At 42.0% G+C, this 20,748-nt stretch carries 11 protein-coding genes and 2 rRNA genes; 10 read left to right on the top strand and 3 right to left on the bottom strand.

The features are described 5' to 3' along the window. Positions 1–12: 12 nt before the first annotated feature. From FAI40_01895 to FAI40_01875, 5 genes are all read left to right on the top strand, one after another. Positions 13–2,741, top strand: a 23S ribosomal RNA gene (locus FAI40_01895). A 103-nt stretch (positions 2,742–2,844) separates the two neighbouring features. Then, positions 2,845–2,959, top strand: a 5S ribosomal RNA gene (gene rrf, locus FAI40_01890). Between the two features lie 1,262 nt (positions 2,960–4,221). Continuing rightward, the gene (locus tag FAI40_01885; protein ID QCE34188.1) at positions 4,222–5,532 is read left to right on the top strand and encodes a Gfo/Idh/MocA family oxidoreductase; all 1,311 of its coding nucleotides are present in this window, start codon (positions 4,222–4,224) and stop codon (positions 5,530–5,532) included. A gap of 244 nt (positions 5,533–5,776) precedes the next feature. Further along, positions 5,777–6,775: a flippase-like domain-containing protein gene (locus FAI40_01880; GenBank protein ID QCE34187.1), complete on the top strand. Its 999-nt coding sequence runs from the start codon at positions 5,777–5,779 to the stop codon at positions 6,773–6,775. A 153-nt stretch (positions 6,776–6,928) separates the two neighbouring features. Then, positions 6,929–7,819: a decaprenyl-phosphate phosphoribosyltransferase gene (locus tag FAI40_01875; protein ID QCE34186.1), complete on the top strand. Its 891-nt coding sequence runs from the start codon at positions 6,929–6,931 to the stop codon at positions 7,817–7,819. A 447-nt stretch (positions 7,820–8,266) separates the two neighbouring features. Here the strand turns inward: FAI40_01875 and FAI40_01870 are convergent, their stop codons facing one another. From FAI40_01870 to FAI40_01860, 3 genes are all read right to left on the bottom strand, one after another. Next, on the bottom strand, positions 8,267–10,249 hold the full coding sequence (locus FAI40_01870; GenBank protein QCE34185.1) for a hypothetical protein: 1,983 nt from the start codon (positions 10,247–10,249) through the stop codon (positions 8,267–8,269). A 204-nt stretch (positions 10,250–10,453) separates the two neighbouring features. Next, positions 10,454–12,172, bottom strand: coding sequence for a phosphoethanolamine transferase (locus FAI40_01865; protein QCE34184.1), 1,719 nt, complete (start codon positions 12,170–12,172; stop codon positions 10,454–10,456). 53 nt (positions 12,173–12,225) lie between these two features. Further along, positions 12,226–14,229 carry a phosphoethanolamine transferase gene (locus tag FAI40_01860; protein ID QCE34183.1) on the bottom strand — a complete coding sequence of 668 codons (2,004 nt, stop codon included), beginning with the start codon at positions 14,227–14,229 and terminating at the stop codon, positions 12,226–12,228. 229 nt (positions 14,230–14,458) lie between these two features. Here FAI40_01860 and FAI40_01855 point away from each other — a divergent pair, with 229 nt between their 5' ends. The 5 genes from FAI40_01855 (at position 14,459) to coaD (ending at position 20,718) form a co-directional block, all read left to right on the top strand. Continuing rightward, a complete protein-coding gene (locus tag FAI40_01855; GenBank protein ID QCE34182.1) occupies positions 14,459–14,812 on the top strand; it encodes a hypothetical protein in 354 nt (117 codons plus the stop codon). Positions 14,813–14,827: 15 nt separating this feature from the next. Continuing rightward, the gene (gene rmuC / locus FAI40_01850) at positions 14,828–16,261 is read left to right on the top strand and encodes a DNA recombination protein RmuC (protein QCE34181.1); all 1,434 of its coding nucleotides are present in this window, start codon (positions 14,828–14,830) and stop codon (positions 16,259–16,261) included. Beyond that, positions 16,258–17,124 carry a hypothetical protein gene (locus FAI40_01845; GenBank protein ID QCE34180.1) on the top strand — a complete coding sequence of 289 codons (867 nt, stop codon included), beginning with the start codon at positions 16,258–16,260 and terminating at the stop codon, positions 17,122–17,124. Before rmuC ends, FAI40_01845 begins: the two co-directional genes overlap by 4 nt. Before the next feature lie 339 nt (positions 17,125–17,463). After that, positions 17,464–20,217, top strand: a complete 2,754-nt coding sequence (gene gyrA, locus FAI40_01840; protein QCE35717.1) for a DNA gyrase subunit A — start codon at positions 17,464–17,466, stop codon at positions 20,215–20,217. Positions 20,218–20,220: 3 nt separating this feature from the next. After that, a complete protein-coding gene (gene coaD, locus FAI40_01835; protein QCE34179.1) occupies positions 20,221–20,718 on the top strand; it encodes a pantetheine-phosphate adenylyltransferase in 498 nt (165 codons plus the stop codon). Positions 20,719–20,748: the final 30 nt, after the last annotated feature.

The following is a 20,748-nucleotide window of genomic DNA, read 5'->3' as shown; positions in this document are numbered from 1 at the left end:
ATACTAAGCTGGAGAGGCTAAGAGCAATCGGTGGATGCCTTGGCATCAGGAGGCGAAGAAGGACGTGGCACGCTGCGAAAAGTTACGGGGAGTTGTGAGCAGACTTTGATCCGTGAATATCCGAATGGGGCAACCCCCTCGATAAGAGGATCACATACTGAATTCATAGGTATGTGAGGCGAACCCGGGGAACTGAAACATCTAAGTACCCGGAGGAAAAGACATCAAAAGAGATTCTGCGAGTAGTGGCGAGCGAAAGTGGAGTAGGCCAATGCTTGTTTAAAATGAAATTGAAAGAGCTGGGAAGCTCTGCCTTAGAAGGTGAAAGCCCTGTAGATGTTAAGTTTTAAATGAGATACGAGTAGGCCGGGACACGTGTAACCCTGGTTGAAGATGGGAGGACCGCCTTCCAAGCCTAAATACTACCTGATGACCGATAGTGAACAAGTACCGTGAGGGAAAGGTGAAAAGCACCCCGATGAGGGGAGTGAAAGAGACCTGAAACTGGTTGCTTACAAGCAGTCGGAGCGGCTTAATGCTGTGACGGCGTACCTTTTGTATAATGGGTCAGCGAGTTTCTGATCGTAGCGAGCTTAAGCCGATAGGTGTAGGCGTAGCGAAAGCGAGTCTGAATAGGGCGTATAGTTACGGATAGAAGACCCGAAACCGGGTGATCTAGCCATGGTCAGGTTGAAGGGATAGTAAAATATTCTGGAGGACCGAACCCACGTCTGTTGAAAAAGACGGGGATGAACTGTGGCTAGGGGTGAAAGGCCAATCAAACCCGGAGATAGCTGGTTCTCCGCGAAATCTATTGAGGTAGAGCGTTATGTATTACTAGAGGAGGTAGAGCACTGAATGAGCTAGGGGGACTCACCGTCTTACCAAACTCAATCAAACTTCGAATGCCTTTAAGTAGAGCATAGCAGACACACAGTGGGTGCTAAGGTCCATTGTGGAGAGGGAAACAGCCCTGACCGCCGTCTAAGGTCCCCAAATCGCAACTAAGTGTGAAAGGAAGTGGGAACTCCAGGACAGCCAGGAGGTTGGCTTAGAAGCAGCCATCCTTTAAAGAAAGCGTAATAGCTCACTGGTCTAAATAAGAGTTCCTGCGCCGAAAATGTAACGGGGCTAAAGTTGTGTACCGAAGACGCGGATGTATATGATTTATCATGGTCATATACGTGGTAGCGGAGCGTTCCATAGGCTGATGAAGGTAGATTGTGAGATCTATTGGAGGTATTGGAAGTGCGAATGCTGACATGAGTAGCGATAAAAAGTGTGAGAGACACTTTCGCCGAAAGTCCAAGGTTTCCTGCGCCAGGTTAATCCGCGCAGGGTGAGCCGGCCCCTAAGGTGAGGGCGAAAGCCGTAATCGATGGGAATCAGGTTAATATTCCTGAGCCTGCTAGAAGTGACGGATCTGAAATGTTGTTTATTCTTAATGGATTGAATAGGCTTTTTGAGGATTCCAGGAAATAGCTCTAGCGTATAGACCGTACTCTAAACCGACACAGGTGGACAGGTAGAGCATACCAAGGCGCTTGAGAGAACGATGCTGAAGGAACTAGGCAAAATGCTTGCGTAACTTCGGAAGAAGCAAGGCCATTTTAAGGGAAACCTTAAGGTGGTGGCACAGACCAGGGGGTAGCGACTGTTTAGTAAAAACACAGGGCTCTGCGAAATTGAGAAATGACGTATAGGGCCTGACGCCTGCCCGGTGCCGGAAGGTTAAGAGGAGATGTTAGCGCATTGAATTGAAGCCCCGGTAAACGGCGGCCGTAACTATAACGGTCCTAAGGTAGCGAAATTCCTTGTCGGGTAAGTTCCGACCTGCACGAATGGCGTAACGACTTCCCCGCTGTCTCCAGCATCGACTCAGCGAAATTGAATTCCCCGTGAAGATGCGGGGTACCCGCGGTCAGACGGAAAGACCCTATGAACCTTTACTGCAGCTTTGCAGTGGCACCAGGAAGATTTTGTGTAGGATAGGTGGGAGACAATGAACTTAGGGCGCCAGCTTTAAGGGAGTCACTGTTGAAATACCACCCTGAATGTTTCTGTTGTCTAACTGAGCCTGTTTAGCACGGGCCAGGACCCTGCATGGTGGGCAGTTTGACTGGGGCGGTCGCCTCCCAAAATGTAACGGAGGCGCGCGATGGTAGGCTCAGTCCGGTTGGAAATCGGATTTTGAGTGCAATGGCATAAGCCTGCCTGACTGTGAGAGTGACAGCTCGAGCAGAGACGAAAGTCGGCCATAGTGATCCGGTGGTTCCTTGTGGAAGGGCCATCGCTCAACGGATAAAAGGTACTCTAGGGATAACAGGCTGATCTCCCCCAAGAGTTCACATCGACGGGGAGGTTTGGCACCTCGATGTCGGCTCATCACATCCCGGGGCTGAAGCAGGTCCCAAGGGTTCGGCTGTTCGCCGATTAAAGTGGTACGTGAGCTGGGTTTAGAACGTCGTGAGACAGTTCGGTCCCTATCTGCCGTGGGCGTTAAGACTTGAAAGGATTTGTTCCTAGTACGAGAGGACCGGAATGAACGAACCTCTGGTGCACCAGTTGTCACGCCAGTGGCATGGCTGGGTAGCCAAGTTCGGAATGGATAACCGCTGAAAGCATCTAAGCGGGAAACCAGCCTTAAGATAAGGTCTTTTTGGGGCGTTGAAGACCACAACGTTAATAGGTCTGGTGTGAAAGTCCAGCAATGGATGAAGCTTACAGATACTAATCCCCCAGACCTCTCCAGCTTTGTATTCAATACAAACCAAACGCATCTCTTAATAACTTCTTCAATCTTACTTCTCTTCTATAACAATCCCTATCAGATGTGCCTCAGCGGCGGGGGGTTATGGCGAGGGTCCCAAACCCGATCCCATCCCGAACTCGATGGTTAAACCCCTCAGCGCCAATGATACTTCGTCTCAAGACGCGGAAAAGTAGGTCGCCCCCCGCTACTAAGGCACATCTCTTAAAACAAACCCCCCACTCAATTAACGCAAGTGGGGGGTTTGCTTTGCAAAAAAAGAATTAAGGGGGAGCTAGCACAAGTAGACCTTTAGTTCTTGTCTGCTCACTCAAAGAGTTTGGAAGACTATTGGGAAAAGTAACAAGAAAAAGGAAGCTGGGATTTATTCAAGATTGAAAAAACAATCCCGTACCGCAATTAATCCTTCAGATAGAAGAGATTTTGCACAAATGAATGAACTTGTTTAGACTGTTCTCCTCTTTCCTTTTATAATTGACTCTTTATGCGATCTTCTTCTTTTCTATTTTTAGTTTTGCTTTTCTTTAACTTGTCTATCGCTCTTAGATTTCTTTTAAGATAGGAAAAAGATTTGGGAAGATTCACTTAAATTTGGAAGATCCTAAAGCGCAATAGATCAAAATACTTAATGGCAATATTCCTAAGCCCCAAATAGGTATTAAACAAATAGATAAAAAATAAAGAAATACCTTTTGACTTCTTGTTGTTGAATCATACCATTTTTTCATTTTTGATGAGCTCCAAGTCTATTTTAAAAAATAGTTTTTAAAGGGTTTATAAAGGATCTTTACAGCATCAATTAAGATTAAGATGGGAAGAAAAATTAAAGTCTTTCCTAATATCTCCCCAGTATTGCCAGCAATACCTCCAGTGGATGCATAAGCATCCGTATCTAAAGCTAGAGATTGTACGTAACAACATGCAATTACGATTAAAGGATAGATTAGAAGTGTAAAACCTAAGAAAAATAACCATTTTTTTACGGGACGAAAATGATGACTTAGAATGAAAAAAATAATGATATATAGGATCATGAAATATTCTTTAATCGCTAGGCTTAACATTTTGCTTATATTGAAAATTATATTGAAAATGTTTGCAGTATCATACTCGACCTCAAGCGATTTTTGCGCCTAGATTCAAGGGATAAAATGAGGTTTATTTAAAAAAAATTTTAATTTTTTTAGAAAAAAAAACGCTTTAAAAATCCCTTTTGAAAAGGGGACTTTGCTTTTGAGATAACGGGAAAGAAATCACTCAATTAGCGTTAAAACTTAGATTTAGATTCAAGCTATAAAGCCATTTTTTGCTATAATCTGGCCTTTTTAATTGTTTTATAAAAAGCCCCTCATTATAAAATAATCCGCAACAGGATTATAGGGAATGTGCCCTTTCTAGCATGGTGCAACATCTTCTCTATCTTCCATAAATTAGATAGTTGAGGATATAACATGACGAATATGAATCGCCGTAAAGCTTTTATGATGATGGGTGGCGTTGGCGCTGCAGGATTAATGGTTTCAAAAGCTCAAGCGGCAGCGAAATCTACGCTCCATCCTCTTTGGCCAGATCTTTCCTCTCATTTAGCCCCACGTCCTTACCCCGAATTGCTGCGTCCCTTGCCAGAGGGAGGTATGACAGGTAATCGTAAGTTTGGCTATGCGATTATTGGTTTAGGAAAATACGCGATTAATCAAATTCTTCCAGCCTTTGCGGAATCACAATATTGTCGTGTTGCGGCACTTGTGAGCGGAGATCCCAAAAAGGCGGCACGCATTGCGGATACTTATGGTTTAGATCACAAGAATATCTATAATTACGATAATTTTGATGCAATTAAGAATAATCCAGAGGTAGATGCTGTTTATATTATTCTGCCCAATTCTTTGCATTGTGAAATGACGTTGCGTGCTTTCCGTGCTGGGAAGCATGTCATGTGTGAAAAGCCAATGGCAGTCAGTGTCGAGGAATGCACAAAAATGATCGAAGCCTCGAAAAAGGCAGGAAAATATCTAACGATTGGATATCGTTGTCATTATGATGCTTTGACGCGCCATATGGTGGGAATGCTGGATCAAGGAATTATTGGCAAATCCCGTATGATTTCAACACAAAATAACGATGTGGCACGTCCAGATGATGTTGCTCAGCAATGGCGCTTTACAAGAAAGCTCGCAGGCGGAGGCTCTTTGATGGATCTTGGGATTTATGGTGTTAATGGCGCACGTTATCTCTCAAATGAAGACCCGATTTCTGTTTCTGCTTATATAACGCCCAACCCAAGTAAAGTGTTTTCCCAAGTGGAGGATACGATTTCATGGACGATGCATTATGCTTCTGGCTTGGTTGCTCAAGGGGGGGCTTCTTTCTCTACATATACAACGTCACGTTTTTCCCTTGCGGGAGAAAAGGGGACTTTTTCGGTTGATCCAGCAACAAGTTATTGGAATAACCATGTGAATCTTTCCCTTTCAGGGGATACGCATACCTGGGAACAGCCAATGTTTACAAAATCAGCATTAGATCAGTTTTCAAGTCAGCTTGATGCGCTTCCCCTTGCAATCTACAATAAAGTTAGGTCTGCCAGCACTGGGGAAGAAGGCCGAAGAGACGTCCAAATCATTATGGCGCTTTATGAGTCGGCAAAAAATGGTGGCAGAATGATTGATGTCTCAAAAGGGCGTAATTGGGCTCAAGATGTTTATGGTAAAAAAGGTCTTTATACGGCGCTGACACGTCCGTTAATCACCAAACCTGCATAATATTTTATGTGTTTTCAGGAGAAGACGGAGAAAAACTTCGTCTTCTTTGTGTGTGTTTTTTTTACCAGAGAAATATTTTTTTCTTGTTTTTTAGAGAGAAAAGATAGGTTGGCGAGGCTTATTTTTGCTATAAAGCGAATGATTTTGGCTATTTTTTAGAGGCCGTTTAAAAGTTCTGAAAGAGAAGAGAAAAGCGACTTTTTGAAGTCGTTTTTTGTGGCTGTTTTATTAGTAAAAAGTGCAAATGAAGAAACAAATTTTTAAACTTACTTTGGGTATTTTAATTGGTGCTACTTTTTTAGCGATATTGTGTCATCACTTAGATATTTCCAAAGTGTGGTCTGAAATAAAGAAGGTGGATACCTACTGGCTTTCTTTATCTCTCACTGCCATTGTTATTTCGTTTGTTGTGCGCGCAGAGCGTTGGCGTCAAATTTTAAAGCCTATTAATCCTAAAATTTCATTGCTTGCCAGTTGGCGCATTTTTATCATTGGTCTTGCAGGAAATGTTGTCTTGCCTTTCCGTTTAGGGGACTTTTTCAGAGGAACATTCTTTGCCCGCCACTTAAATGTGCCTGTTGGTGCTTTGATGACAAGTATTCTCATTGAAAAAATGTGTGATCTTGTTTTTATTGTTCTTTTAGGCGGTTTTGCACTTTTTGCTGTTCCAGAGGTAGGGCATGCAGAGGCCTTCCATATCGGCGGCAGCATGATTTTCCTCATTGGTGCGATTGCAATTACTTTCTTATTTTGCGCAAGATGGCTTCGCCGTCCAGTTATGTATTGCGCTGAGAAAGTTCTAAGTCCTTTTCCTGTGAAACTTTCAGAAAAATTATTGACTATTGCAGGGCATGTTTTTATGGCGCTTGATTTTTTAGCGCGTCCTTTGGTGATGACCAAGGTTATGGTTTTATCCGCAATAACGTGGATTTTTGAATGGATGACCTTTGTTTTTGTTGCTATGGGAATCTCTTCACTTCATAGACCTTTGGGAGCGATGGTTGCGATGCCTTTGGCAACATTGTCAACAGCATTGCCAGGTGCGCCAGCGGGTTTGGGAACATTCGATTTTTTTGCTGAAGAAGCGATGAAACTGATTGGTAATTCGCGAGATGCCTCAACAGCCTATGCCTTTTTAGTTCATGCAGTTATTTTAGGTGCAACGGTTATTTTGGCTGTTTTGGCTCTTTTAGGGCAGGATTTAAAAGCCCCATCTTCCGCTAATGAGGAGGAAATTTCATGATCAATCAATATATTTTCGTAGGCAGAACTGATTGGGTTGGAGTGGTTTTTATAAGACGCTTTAAGCGACCTGCTGAGGTGGCATAATGCTCTGCAAGTATTGTAAAATTAAATCAATCATATCCCATTTGAATTAAAGTCTAGAAGAGACCCCATGATTAAAATCAAAAGTATGCTAAAGCTTTGTCGTCCACATCAGTGGCTCAAGAGTGTCATTGTTTTTGCGGCATTTCTTTTATGTCCATGGGATTTAACGGTTTTCTGTAAGGCGCTTATCGTCTTTTTTGCATTTAGTTTTTGTTCGAGCGCCATTTATTGTATCAATGATCTTTTAGACGTTGCCGCAGATCGGCAACATCCACGAAAATGCATGCGTCCGATTGCTTCAGGCCGTGTAACACCCTTCGAAGCTGCACTTCTTGCCATTTTCTTGTTTGTTTCTTCTTTGGCTTTGGGGTTTTGGGCTGGAAGATGGGTTGATCTTTTCTTGTTGATCTATGTGTTTAATAATATTTTATACATGAAATATTTTAAACATACGCCTGTTGTTGATGTGTTTTGCATCTCTTTTGGCTTTTTACTTAGAATGCTAGCAGGTGCGCTTGGTATTGGTTTGCCTGTTTCAGGACTTATCTTGGTCTGTACTTTCTTTTTGACACTGTTTTTAGGGTTTTCCAAACGTTGGGCAGAAGCAAACGGACAAAAAAACAATATCAATACCCGTGCGACTTTAAAAGAATATAAACTTCCGCTTCTCTCTGTTTTTATTTCTGTCACCTCAGCTGCAACTTTGATGACATATGGTCTTTGGACGATCTCTCCTGATACCGTTAGACGCCACCATACAGATCTTTTAATTTATACATTGCCTTTGGCAACATTTGGTTTGTTTCGGTATATTTTTATCCTTTATATGGAGAAAGGGGGAGAGGACACTGCGAGAGATATTTTAAAGGATAAACCACTCCTTTTTATTATCTTGTTATATGCTGGCAGTGTGGCTGGAATTATGTTTTTAAGCAGTTATTTTCCAGATGCAGGTTAATTTAATATTTAATCTGTCATTCAGTAAATTTAGAGCAGCTACTCGAATGTGTTTCGGGTAGCTCTTTTTTATCTATTTGAAAAGATATCTATCTGAGATAGTGGTTGAATGGATTATCTAAGACTTTTTCTGTGGCTTCATATCATTTGGAGATGGAGAGGTGAATTAGAAAGTCTTCAAGCTATAGGCTTGTAGGTATCACCATATTATATCTATCGATAATTTTCCTTTGGGCAGGATAGCTTTAGTTTGGTTGTTTATAATATTATCTCCGATTTTATTTCGTGAAAATCTTAAGTTTATTTGAGATTACTTTAGCAGTATTGGATCGTTTTAACGATTAGTATATCTATCAAAGAAGCGTAGATTTTGATTAAAAAAACAGCAGATAAAGATTTCTCTAAATCTGCTGTTCTTGAGTTTTAAGTGTAGCGAAATAATGATTTCTTATATTGAGTGCCGCGTAATCATATCCGCTACTTCAGTTGCTTGGCAGGTGTCAAAACCATCTCTAAAATCAACAGGAACAGCAAGACGGCCAGGTGTAAAGTCTGTTATATGAAATTCTTCATCATCCAACAGTCCCATCCACTTCCAATTATCTAAAGAGTTTATGTGAGCAGATTTTATACACTTTGCTCTTTCTTCAGGGGAAAAGACATCAAAGATTAAGAAGTGGTCTTTTGCACCAGCAAGAATATTTCTTAAAAATTCTCTGTGCGCTCTATCCTCTTCAGGATTTTGCTGAAGTTTAGCTTCTTTTATTTGAACTTTTTTTGAAGATTCAGAGCAACGCTGGTCATAGTCAAAGATAATGTTAGAGCCAATTCGATAAGTGTAGAATGGCGCATGTTTTTTAATATCTGTGACATCACAGTTCTGAATTTTTTCTTCAACAATTCTTTGAACAAGGAATGTGTCTGGATTCAAATCCCAGAAAGGCCAAGGAAAGGCAGGAGATCCATAATTTAAGCCTCCACCACCGATGTAGTTCATGCGCATGATGTCAAAACCCATTGCAGGGAAGACACTGAACCATGTCGTTTTTTGAATAAAGATTTCTTTAAAAACGGGAAATCTCTCTTGGGTAAATCTGACAATATCTGGACGAAAGCGGCCTCTGTTCCCAACCATAATAAATTTGAGGTAAAAACCTTCTTTTTCTAATTTCTCTTCGAGAGGAGAATAGTAAAAGCTGGTTAGATCATCTCTCATCATAGTATCAAGTGATAAGCGATAGGTTTCGAGGGCATTGCTGGCGTTACCATAAGCACATGAGGCAATAAAAGAACCGAATAAGAGGTAAGAGCAGTAAGCAATAGAGGCTTTGTAGATACCCTTTAAGCGGAAGTTAAGCAGAATGGTAACAGCGGCTGTTAAGATAACTGGAATACCGCACATTGTGCGTGGTGTGAAAACTGGCGCAGCCAATAAAAACATTGGCCCTGCAAAAAATACGAAAATTCCACTAATAAAGATGAAAACGGAAAGGATTTTTACAGCGGCGTGTTTGTCTTTCAGGATTAGATAAAGATGATAGGTAAGGACAATAGAGGCCGCAACAAGAAGAATAAAAAGAAAGAGGTTATAGCCGTAGAAATTCTGATCTTCCGACGGCATGACCAGTAAACGGAAATAATAGAAAAAGGCTTGATAGTTAAAAACAACTTCATGTGGAGAAGAGGCAAGACCAACATGTGTTGCTGCATAAACATCGTGGAAAGGTGGAACAATGAGCACAATGATGCGGTAAATAAGAACAGAGAGCGCAAAGGAGATCATTCGTGCGATAAAAGGCTTCCAAATGTCTTTTATCTCGGCTCTGTTAATAACAGCCATGATGGCCATGAGGCATGCCAGTCCACCGTAAATATTCACCACAGGTGGATAGCTTGTAAATGCGAGGATCAGAACAAGAATCTCGCCACCCCGTTGAATGAACGGAGATTTTTTTTGAAGGGCAATCGGAACGTAGAATGCGGCAAGGGTTAGACCCATTGCTAGTCCCATACCAATGGCTTCAAAGCGGTAGGAAAGATTTTCTAAAAAGAGTTCATTGCAAAACAAAAAAGAAAGCGCCAGCGCGCCCGTGAGGATGGAGTAATCAAGCGCCATGCTTGCAAGTGCAGCCCCAGCTGCGGCAAAGAGAGCCGCTGCGATTTGAAAAATAGGCGCAACATCTCTAAGTGAAAAAGCGGAGAAAAGATTGAGGGCAAGCTGTTGAAGAGGCCTGCCATCCCGCATGGCATCTATGTCTGTGCCAATATGGTACCAGTCATCATTATAGTGAAAATTAGCATGAATAACGGGATAAAGGAAAAGCCCGAATATCAAAGAAAAAACGAGAAAGCGTACAAGAAACTGTTGAGTGAAGGGAGAAAGTTTTTTGAAATTAGGAGGTTGGAGATTTTCTACAGTCTTTGTAAGCATGTTTGTAAGTTTCTTTCGTTGCAAATTACGATGGTTTTATGAAAAACCAATCTTATCAGGACGTACTTGTTTTTAGACGTGTGTATCTTTTGAATTGCTACTATATTTAGAGTTATTCGATACTCTATTTTCTTTTAAAGTTCAAAAAGAAAATCTCTTGTGCTTTACATAATGATATCGCTGATGCCTAATTACAAAGGGAATTTAGGGCAGTGAGGTATTTTTAGGGACAATCTCTCCCGCCCCCCAGTAAGTTCGGACATTTGGGTAAAGATAAATTTCACCATCAACGTGCAGAATACGGTCATTTGAGGTAATCAATCTAACGGTTTCAGGATTTATTTTGTATCCCATCATTTCTGACAAAAAGATTTTATCCATTGTTTGTGAAAAATAACCAGTAGGCGCACGCATTTTATTAATGCGCTTACAATATTTTAGGCCATTCTCTGTTTCTGCTTCTCCCCATGTGAGCAGCATTGGAATTTCATATTGTTTCCAATCGCCATCCCAAATTCCATGTCCTTGTCTTGGGACATCTTCGCCATGATCTGAAGTATAAAACAGGAGATATTTCTGATTTAAATTGTTATTTGCCAGTTTAATTATTTGTTCTAATAGGCGATCTGTATGGTGGATAGATCGGTCATAGGCATCACTGTTTGGTAAGGCCTGGCGGTCAATTTTATCCGATTTATCAGAATAGCCTGTATGGCTTCCCCATAAATGGAGAATAATAAATTTTTGTTCAGAAGAGTCTTGTTCAAGGATAATTTTCAAAGGTTTTAGTAAATCAAAATCGTCAGAGCCTCCAACAGGTATTTTTGCATGAAAAGCTTTAATTTCTTTTGTTGAAAAGTTTTCCTTTGAGGAGATTTTTAAGTAGTCGGGACGAAGCGTAAGATCTGTATAGCGGGAAAGATAGCCATAACGATTTGAAAATGGGCCTTTTCCTGTTTGATTGCCAATCCAGTAGGTTTTGTAACCTGCTTGAGAAGCAAGTTCGATTAAGTTCTTACGGTCGTAGAGTTTTTCTGGATGATCCACAGATTGAAAAGATAAAATTCGGGGAAGCACTAGATTGGTTAGCGGCGCAACAGAATGTGCTTTTTCAATAGTACAGGCTTTTTTTTCTGCGATTAGTTGAGAAGCAAATGGCGTCGTTTGAAGGTGATGATTTAGATACCCATGTCTATAAGCGGTAGCAGATTCTCCGATAACAATGATAATATTTTTTGCCTTATCATTCCCCATAGAAAGGATCATTTCGTCTTGTTTTGTATGGGGGGTACTTGGGGCATCTTTGTAAAATAAGAGTTCATATCCGCCATAAATAAGTATGCCAGGAACCCCAGGATAGGTTTCAAAAAACATGTGGGTTCGGCCTTCAGGGTTATTAAAAGTGGAATCATTATTAGGGTTAGATGATGTCCAAGCAATGGCTGTATAGTGCCAGTGGTAAAGCCAAGGGATAAGAACGCAGGAAAGACTAATACTTAAAATGATAGGCCGAAAATGACAGAGTTTTAAGGCGAGGCAAAAACAAGCAATCAAGATGCAAATGAGTAAAATGCAGGCAGGAATATTCTCTGCTACTATGGAAATGGCCTCGGCTGAATTTGTTCCCATAATTGCTTCAACATTGTCTGCGGCAATGTGACCAATTTGTTTAGCAACTTTGACAAAAAATAAAAGAAATCCTGTGTAGCAGGTGATAGTAATTGCCCCAATCCAGCGGTTAAGGCTGAGAAAGATAAGTGGCAGAAAAAAGGTGCTGAGTAATGCATTCCGGGAAAAATGACCTGAATCTACCATAAACACGTTTGTATGTTTGCGGAGGTAGTATTCTGGATATAAAAAAATCAGTAAAATGAGAACAGGAACAACAAATTTAAAAATAAAATTACGTATTGTTATGTTCATTTTATTAGGGGATACTTTATAATTTAGGGGTTATCAGAGACTTCGATGAGTGTTTAAGGAATTGAGATGTCTTTTGCTACAATCTCCCCAGAGGACCAGTAAGTTTTGATATTTGGGTGGATATAAATTTCGCCGTTAACATGAAGGATACGATCATGAGATGCCAGCAAGTTGACGGTTTCAGGATTTATTTTGTATCCCATCATTTCTGACAAAAAGATTTTATCCATTGTTTGTGAAAAATAACCAGTAGGCGCACGCATTTTATTAATGCGCTTACAATATTTTAGGCCATTCTCTGTTTCTGCTTCTCCCCATGTGAGCAGCATTGGAATTTCATATTGCGTGATGTCACCGTCCCAAACGCCATGTGCCTGTCTTGGGACATCTTCGCCATGATCTGAAGTATAAAACAGGAGATATTTCTGATTTAAATTTTTATTTGCGAGTTCAGTCACCTGTCGGATAAGGCGATCTGTGTGGTGAATGGAACGGTCATAGGCATCACTATCAGGAAGGGCAGATCGGTCGATTGCATCTGATTTATCGTAATATCCAGTATGGCTTCCCCAAATATGAAGAATAATGAATTTATGTTCAGAAGAGTCTTTTTCAAGAATAGCTTTAAGAGGTTTTAAAAGTTCAAAATCATCGATGCGTTTAATGCCAGTAGCGTCATGGAATTTTATAATTTCTGGCTCCGATTTTGTATTCTTTAAGCTTTTTGATGGCAATTTTAAAAAATCAGGGCGTAGTGTGACGTCTGCAAAACGAGAAATGTAGCCATAGCGACTTGCATAAGGGCCAGCACCTGATTGGTTACCAATCCAGTAGGTTTTATAGCCTGCTTGAGAAGCGAGTTCGATGAGGTTTTTACGGTCATAGAGTTTTTCTGGATGATCAACGGATTGGAAAGAGAGGATACGTGGAACAGCTAAATTGGTTAGAGGTGCAATGGAATGTGCCTTTTCAATAGCGCATGCTCTTTTTTTTGAAATAAGGTTTGAGGCAAAGGGTGTTGTTTGTAAGGTGAGGTTAAGAGAGTTATATAGGCTGAAATAAGAACCTATATTTTCCTTTTTGTCGCGTTTGCCATCCCAATAAGTTTTGTAGCCTTCTTCAGATGCTAATTCGACGAGGGCGTCACGGTTATAGGGACGAAAAGATAAAATACGGAACAGAGCTGGATTGGTTAGTGGCGTAACGGAATCTACATCCTCAATGGTAGATGCTTTTTTGGCTGAAGCCGAATTTTGTTCAGAGACGGGTGTTCGCAAGGCAGGATTTAGGTAGCTATGCCTTGAGGCGGTAGCAGATTCTCCGATAACAATGATAATATTTTTTGCCTTATCATTCCCCATAGAAAGGATCATTTCGTCTTGTTTTGTATGGGGGGTACTTGGGACATCTTTGTAAAATAAGAGTTTATATCCGCCATAAATAAGTATGCCAGGAACCCCAGGATAGGTTTCAAAAAACATGTGGGTTCGGCCTTCAGGGTTATTAAAAGTGGAATCATTATTAGGGTTAGATGATGTCCAAGCAATGGCTGTATAGTGCCAGTGGTAAAGCCAAGGGATAAGAACGCAGGAAAGACTAATACTTAAAATGATAGGCCGAAAATGACAGAGTTTTAAGGCGAGGCAAAAACAAGCAATCAAGATGCAAATGAGTAAAATGCAGGCAGGAATATGATCGGCTAGCGTTGAGCTTACTTCTGAGCAGCTTGTTCCCATAATCGCTTCGACATTATCGGCGACGATGCCATCGATTTGTTTGATTACTTTGATAAAGAATAAAAGAAATCCAGTGTAAAATGTAATGGCGATGGCGCCAATCCAACGATTTAAACTTATAAAGATAACGGGAAGGCATAAAGTACTTAATAGGGCATTGCGGAAGAAATGCTCATGGTTGTCCATAAAGACAGTTGTGTATTTGCGGATATAATATTCTGGATATAAAAAAATCAGTAAAATGAGAACAGGAACAATCAACTTCATCAGAATGGGCATAATTTGTTTGAGGCGAGGACGAATTTTTTCCATTGAAATCATTGTTAAAGAAGATACCTCAGGTTATTTTTATAAGCGGATGTTTTTGTTTAAAAAATATGTATTTTTTTTCAACAAATATTTTGATTGAAGTGTATTTATACCAAGGAGTGTCGCATATAAGTCAGCTTAAACGGCGTTCTTATCCTTCTTTTTTTTGAATTGTCGTCTTATCATCATGTCTTTTTTTCAAAATTTACGTTGGTTTTCTTGTGCTTTAGGTGTGGCTTTTATGCCTTGTGTTACGCAGGCACAGGATTGTCAGGGTAAGGTGCTTTCCCCGCTTAAAATTAAGCCTTTTGGAGATCAGGGAGAGACGTATCATTATGAAAAGGGCACTATTATTTCAGAGGTAAGGGCACATCGATCCTCTTTTTTTGGAAAACCTTCTTATTATACGTCGCAAGGGATTGGCCCATTGCCTGCAAAAGAGGTGGAGTTGTTAAATTGTCATCCCGTTTATCATCCTTCAGAAGGGTTTTTTGATCCGGGATATGATTTGTTGCCAAATGATTGGAAAAAGGGAGCGCAAGGGGATCCTTCATCGCAACTCACTTATCAAAAGCCGACACCGCTTGAAAAATAATTTTGGATCTTTGTTATGTTGTTGAATGTTCTTTGCGTGAGTTCTCTTTGCGCTTTGCTCTTACTTCTTTTTATTTGTGTTGGTATTTTAAAATTATTGTCTCAAAAGGCAGCGCCTCTTTCAGAAGAAACCGTATTAAATTTTAATAATTTACGATTGAGTGCCGAACAGGAAAACCGTCATTCCAGAGAGATATTGCTTTCCCGCATGGAAGGCGCTTCTAAGGCGCAACTCGAGGCGCTTGTTTTAATGCGGGACGCCTTAAATCTACAATTACAATCTTTTTCAGAAAAGTTAGATGGGTTTCGGCAGGAAAATTTTACAGCCCTTAAGACGTTTGCAACGGAAACTCAGCAGCAAGCACAGTCGCTGCAAGAAAAAATGCGCCAATTTGGAGATCAAAATTCAGAGAGGATGGCCTTTTTACAGCAAGGGGTCGAGCAACGTTTAGAAAAAATGCGTGAAAGCAATGAAGCTAAACTTGAACAAATGCGGGTGACAGTGGATGAAAAGCTTCAAGGGACGCTTGAAAAGCGTTTAGGCGCAGCCTTTTCTACTGTGAATGAAAATTTAGACCGTGTTTCTTCCAGTGTCGGTGAAATGCGGAAAATTGCAGATAATGTCGGTGATCTTAAAAAAGTATTGGGGAATATCAAAACCAGAGGCATCTGGGGAGAGGGGCAGCTGGAATCAATGCTTGAAGATTCCTTGTCTTCGGATCAGTTTGCTAAAAATGTTGAAATCCGCCCGGGATCTAAAGAAAGAGTTGAATTTGCCATTCGTCTGCCAGGGGCAGGTAATTCTGATTCTGATAAGATCTGGTTGCCAATCGATGCTAAGTTGCCAGTTGAGGATTATGAACGTCTCATTGATGCCTTAGAGGCTGGAAATAGTGAGGCAGAAAAAGAAGCAGGACGGGCTTTAGAGAGGCGTGTTTATGAATGTGCAAAAGACATTCGGGATAAATATGTGCAGCCGCCTTTTTCAACAGATATGGGGATTATGTTCCTGCCGACAGAGGGGCTTTTTGCCGAAGTGGTACGCCGTCCGGGAGTGATTGACCGTTTACAGATAGAGTTTCGGGTGATTGTTGCTGGACCGACAACTTTAATGGCGCTTTTATCTTCTTTGCGGATGGGATTTCGCTCTTTGGCTGTGCATCAGCGCTCAGGTGAAATTTCAAAATTGCTGGGAGGGATTAAAACGGAATTTGGTAAATTTGGGAATATGCTTGATAAAGTTGAAAAGAAGCTTCAGGAGGCGCAAAATGTGCTGAGCAAAGAAGGAGGAACACGTTTCCGTGTGATGCGGCGTGCCTTGAAAGGGGCTGAAGAAATTTCAGAAGGAGAGGCGCAATCAATGTTGGGCTTATCTGACAGCGATGAGGATGAGTTTACGTTTAGCTTAGAAGAGAGTCCTAAGAGTCTTTCAGTGGGAGAAAAGCATTGAGTGAGAAGCCTGAAAAAGATCATTTGATGCGAGAAACTGCAACGGTGACTGGTCTTGGAGACGAATTTGAAGAGGCTTCAAAACTCTATGCTTCTCCTGCAAGTGCGCTGGATTGGCTTTTTGAAAAGAGTACGCCGTTTTCTGGAGAAGACAGCTCTAGCGGGATGAGTGCTTTTCAGCGAAAATCACGAGAGGGAATGCTTGCGGAGACCGTGGCTTTGGCACAGAAATTAAGTGCGCAAAAAGTTATACGTCCGTTTCAAGTTTCAGAAGAAGAATTTAACGGGGACGAGGTATTTTTCGGAAAACAGGAATTATCACCTGAAACGCAGGAATTCCCCCTTAAAACAAGTGAAAAAAACAGTGAATTGCTCTCTGGGGGAAGTTTCTTTGCTTCTGTGGCGCTTTCAGTCATTTGTTTGTTTTTTTCTTTTTTTATGCTTGGCATGCCACATTTCCCCGGTGTTGCGGGCTTTATATTCTTAGAGTTAGTTGCTGCGCTTTTGTTGTGCGCTAGCCGTTCTTTCCTTAAAGGGTGGGGAAATCCTGAGCGTTCCTTTAGAATGGGCATTTTTAGTGGATTTCTTGCTTGGGAAGCTCTTTTTCTATGGTTGTGGGGTATGTTCGTAACCGCCCTTTGGCTGGATCAGTCGCTTTTTTTACTGCAAACGCAGGAAGCCTCTGCAACTTTACTCTCTTTTGTAGGCGCATTGGCTGTGTTTACAATGAGTTTTCTTTCTTTGCGTGCGTATGAGTGGGCGCATGGAAAGCGCTTGATGATGGGCGTTTCGGGCATGATTTTCCTTTCCCTTTTTCTTTCAGGAGCCGTGATTGCTTTTGTTGGGCTTGTGCTAGGCTTATGAAGTTGGAAAAAGGTGTCATGTTATGAGGACTGTATTTTGTGGAGAAGGCTTGTCATGATTTCGCTTATTTTTCGTGTGGCTCTTTTTTCCTGTATTATTTTTGCTCTGCTGATTTGGTGGTATTGTTATGAAACGATGTGAATTAAGCTGAAATCTAACGGAAGCTTTTTCTTCCTTTAAGCAGTTTTGTCCGTGCCGTTTTTAAGCTAATATCCAAGCAGGCACATCTTTATATTAAATGGGGACATTTTCTTGACCGAACCCAATCAACCAGGCGCAGATCTTCCTGAAAAATTAATAACAGAACAAGGTATCATTGAGATTCCAATCGAAAAGGAGATGCGCTCTTCTTATCTCGATTATGCGATGTCTGTGATTGTTTCCCGTGCTTTGCCAGATGTTCGAGATGGTCTAAAGCCCGTTCATCGCCGTATTCTCTACGCTATGAAGGACAGTGGCGTCACGGCGGACAAGCCGTATCGTAAATCTGCTCGTGTGGTCGGGGAGGTCATGGGTAAATTCCATCCGCATGGCGACAGTGCAATTTATGATGCGATGGTGCGTTTGGCGCAAAGCTGGTCGATGCGCGTGATGCTGATTGACGGTCAGGGGAATTTTGGTTCGGTTGACGGAGATAGCCCTGCTGCGATGCGTTATACCGAAGCTCGCCTTGCAAAATCTTCCTCATGGCTGTTGGATGATATTGAGCGCAATACAGTGCCTTTCCGTCCAAACTACGATGACACGGAACAAGAACCAGAGGTTTTGCCTGCCTCATATCCGAATTTATTGGTCAATGGTGCTGAGGGGATTGCTGTTGGGATGGCAACCCGAATTCCGCCGCACAATCCGGTGGAAGTGATTGATGCGACCTTGGCGCTTATTGATAATCCTGAGATTTCTCTTGAGGAGTTGATGACGTATGTGCCTGCGCCGGATTTCCCAACGGGGGGAATTATCATGGGGCGGAGTGGCATTCGTAAGGCGTATGCAACGGGAAAGGGATCTATCCCTGTCCGAGCAAGAGCTTCGATTGAGGAAATTAGAAAAGACCGTTTTGCGATTGTTGTTACAGAAATTCCCTATCAGGTGAATAAAGCTGTCTTGCAGGAAAAAATTGGGGAACTGGTTAAAGAAAAAGTTATTGAAGGTATCTCTGACATTAGAGATGAGAGTAGCCGTCAAGGAATGCGTCTTGTTATTGAGCTTAAACGTGATGCGACAGGTGATGTGGTTTTAAATCAGCTTTTCCGCCACACACAGCTGCAGAGCAGTTTTCCTGTGAATATGGTGGCTTTAGATGCGGGAACTCCCCGTATCTTTACTTTAAAAGATGTTTTGGAGGCCTTTGTTAAATTTCGTGAAGAGGTTATTCAGCGCAGGGCTCGTTTTGACCTTGGGAAAGCACGGGACAGAGGACATCTCTTAATTGGCTTGGCTTTGGCAATCGCAAATATTGATCGTGTGATTGCAATTATCCGAAATGCGCCTAATCCAACAGAAGCTCGGGCTTCTTTGATGGCGCAAGAATTTCCAGCAGAAGATGTGCGGGCATTGTTAGAACTCGTTGATGATGAGAATAACAAAATTATTGACGGGAATGTTCATCTTACAGAGGCACAGGCGCGTGGTATTTTAGAACTTCGCTTGCATCGTTTGACTGGTTTGGAACGGGATAAGATTGTTTCTGAACTGGATGATATTGCTGCGCAAATTCGTGAGTTTCTGCTTATTTTGAAAGATCGTGAGCATCGGCTTTCTATTATGCGTGAAGAGCTCGGAAATGTTCGTAATGCTCTAAATTACAAGCGTTCGACAGAAATTTCTGATGCGTTAGGCGATGAATCTGACGAAAGTTTAATTGAACCAGCTTTGATGGTTGTTACCATTACAAGAGAAGGGTTTGTGAAGCGGACGCCATTAGAGGAGTTTCGTCTGCAAAATCGTGGCGGACGTGGAAAAACAGCGGCAGGCCGTCGTGGAGATGATGTTATTATCCGCAGTTTCAACGCGCATACCCATCAATGGGTACTCTTTTTCACGAGTGCAGGGCAAGTTCATCAGATGAAAGTTTGGCGTTTGCCTGAAGCGTCGCCGACTTCTAAGGGGCGTGCGATAGTAAATCTTCTCCCAGGATTGGCAGAAGATGAGCACATCACAGCCGTTCTTCCTTTGCCGCAAGATGAAGATTTATGGGACGATCTTCACCTTGTCTTTGCGACAGCGAGTGGGAATGTCCGCCGTAACCGCTTGAGTGATTTTAGTAATATCCGCTCTACAGGGATTATTGCGATGAAATTGGACGAGGGGGATAGTCTTATTGGTGTGAGAACGTGTCATCCAAATGAGGATCTCTTTCTTGCAACAAAAAATGGCCGTGCCATTCGTTTCCAAATTACCGATAGTAATTTAAGGGTCTTTGCTGGGCGCAATAGCACCGGTGTCCGTGGTATTCGTTTGGATGAAGGGGATAAGGTTGTTTCGCTTGTTGTGCTGCCACATCCTGAACTGAAAAATAATGACGAGCGTCTTGCTTATCTCAAAGAAGCTTCCGCAAGACGGCGTCTCCTTGCAGGAGTATCGGAGTCTGAAGAAGAAAATGAAGAAATTTTAGAGGAGGACGAGGATTCTGATCGGATTGAAGCGCTTTCAGCAGAGCGTTTTGAAGAGCTTTCTCCAGATGAACGTTGGCTCTTGATTGTGACGGATCAGGGGTTTGGCCGCCGGTCTTCTTCTTATGATTATGCAACCAAAGGAAGAGGCGGGAAGGGCGTGCAGAATATGTCTCTGCAGAATAAAGCCCGTGGTAAAGCCGTTGTTGCGACTTTCCCAGTGAGGGCTGGCGGAGATGCCATGATGGTGACGGATACAGGACGCCTTATCCGCATGCCTGTGGATCAGGTTTCCATTATGTCCCGTATGGCCTCTGGTGTACGCCTCTTTAATGTGGATGAGGGTGAGACTGTGATTTCTGCCTTCAAAGTGCAGGAGGAAGATCAGAATAATGAGGAAGATATTGCAGAGGCAGCTCCTCAAGAGACGATGCCGGTTTCAGAGCCTGAAATTGAAGACGCTGAAGATTTAGAGGATTAACTTTTGGGAAACCATTTAAGAGTAGGATTTTATCCAGGAACGTTTGATCCTGTGACGTTTGGACACTTGGATATTATAAAACGCGCATCTGTTCTTTTTGACCGCCTCATTATTGGTGTGGCAACGAATGATGGAAAACATCCGCTTCTTGAGTTGGAGAAGCGGATTGCGTTGATACAAGATGGCATTAAAAATTTTCCAGCAAAGGATCGTATTTCTGTTATTGGATTTTCGGATCTTTTGGTCAGTGCGATGAAGCGTGAAGGAGCTGGAACTGTTATCCGTGGGTTGCGCTGTGCAGGTGATTTTGATTTTGAAACGCAACTCTCAGCTGCAATTAAGCGCTTAGCGCCAGAGATAGAAACAATCTTTTTGCTTGCATCGGAAGAGCAGAGGGCAACCTCTAGCCGTATTGTTAAAGAAATTTCCCATCTTGGAGGAGACGTTTCCCCCTTTACGACAAAGAAGGTCAGAGAAGCGCTCTTGTCTCAAGAGAAATAATTCCCACCTAGAAAAGAACACCATCGTAAG

It is taken from the genome of Acetobacteraceae bacterium, from assembly GCA_004843345.1.
In the GTDB taxonomy this organism is placed as follows: Bacteria; Pseudomonadota; Alphaproteobacteria; order Acetobacterales; family Acetobacteraceae.
Note: the sequence above shows the minus strand (reverse complement) of the source record. Positions and strands in the feature narration are given on the sequence as shown.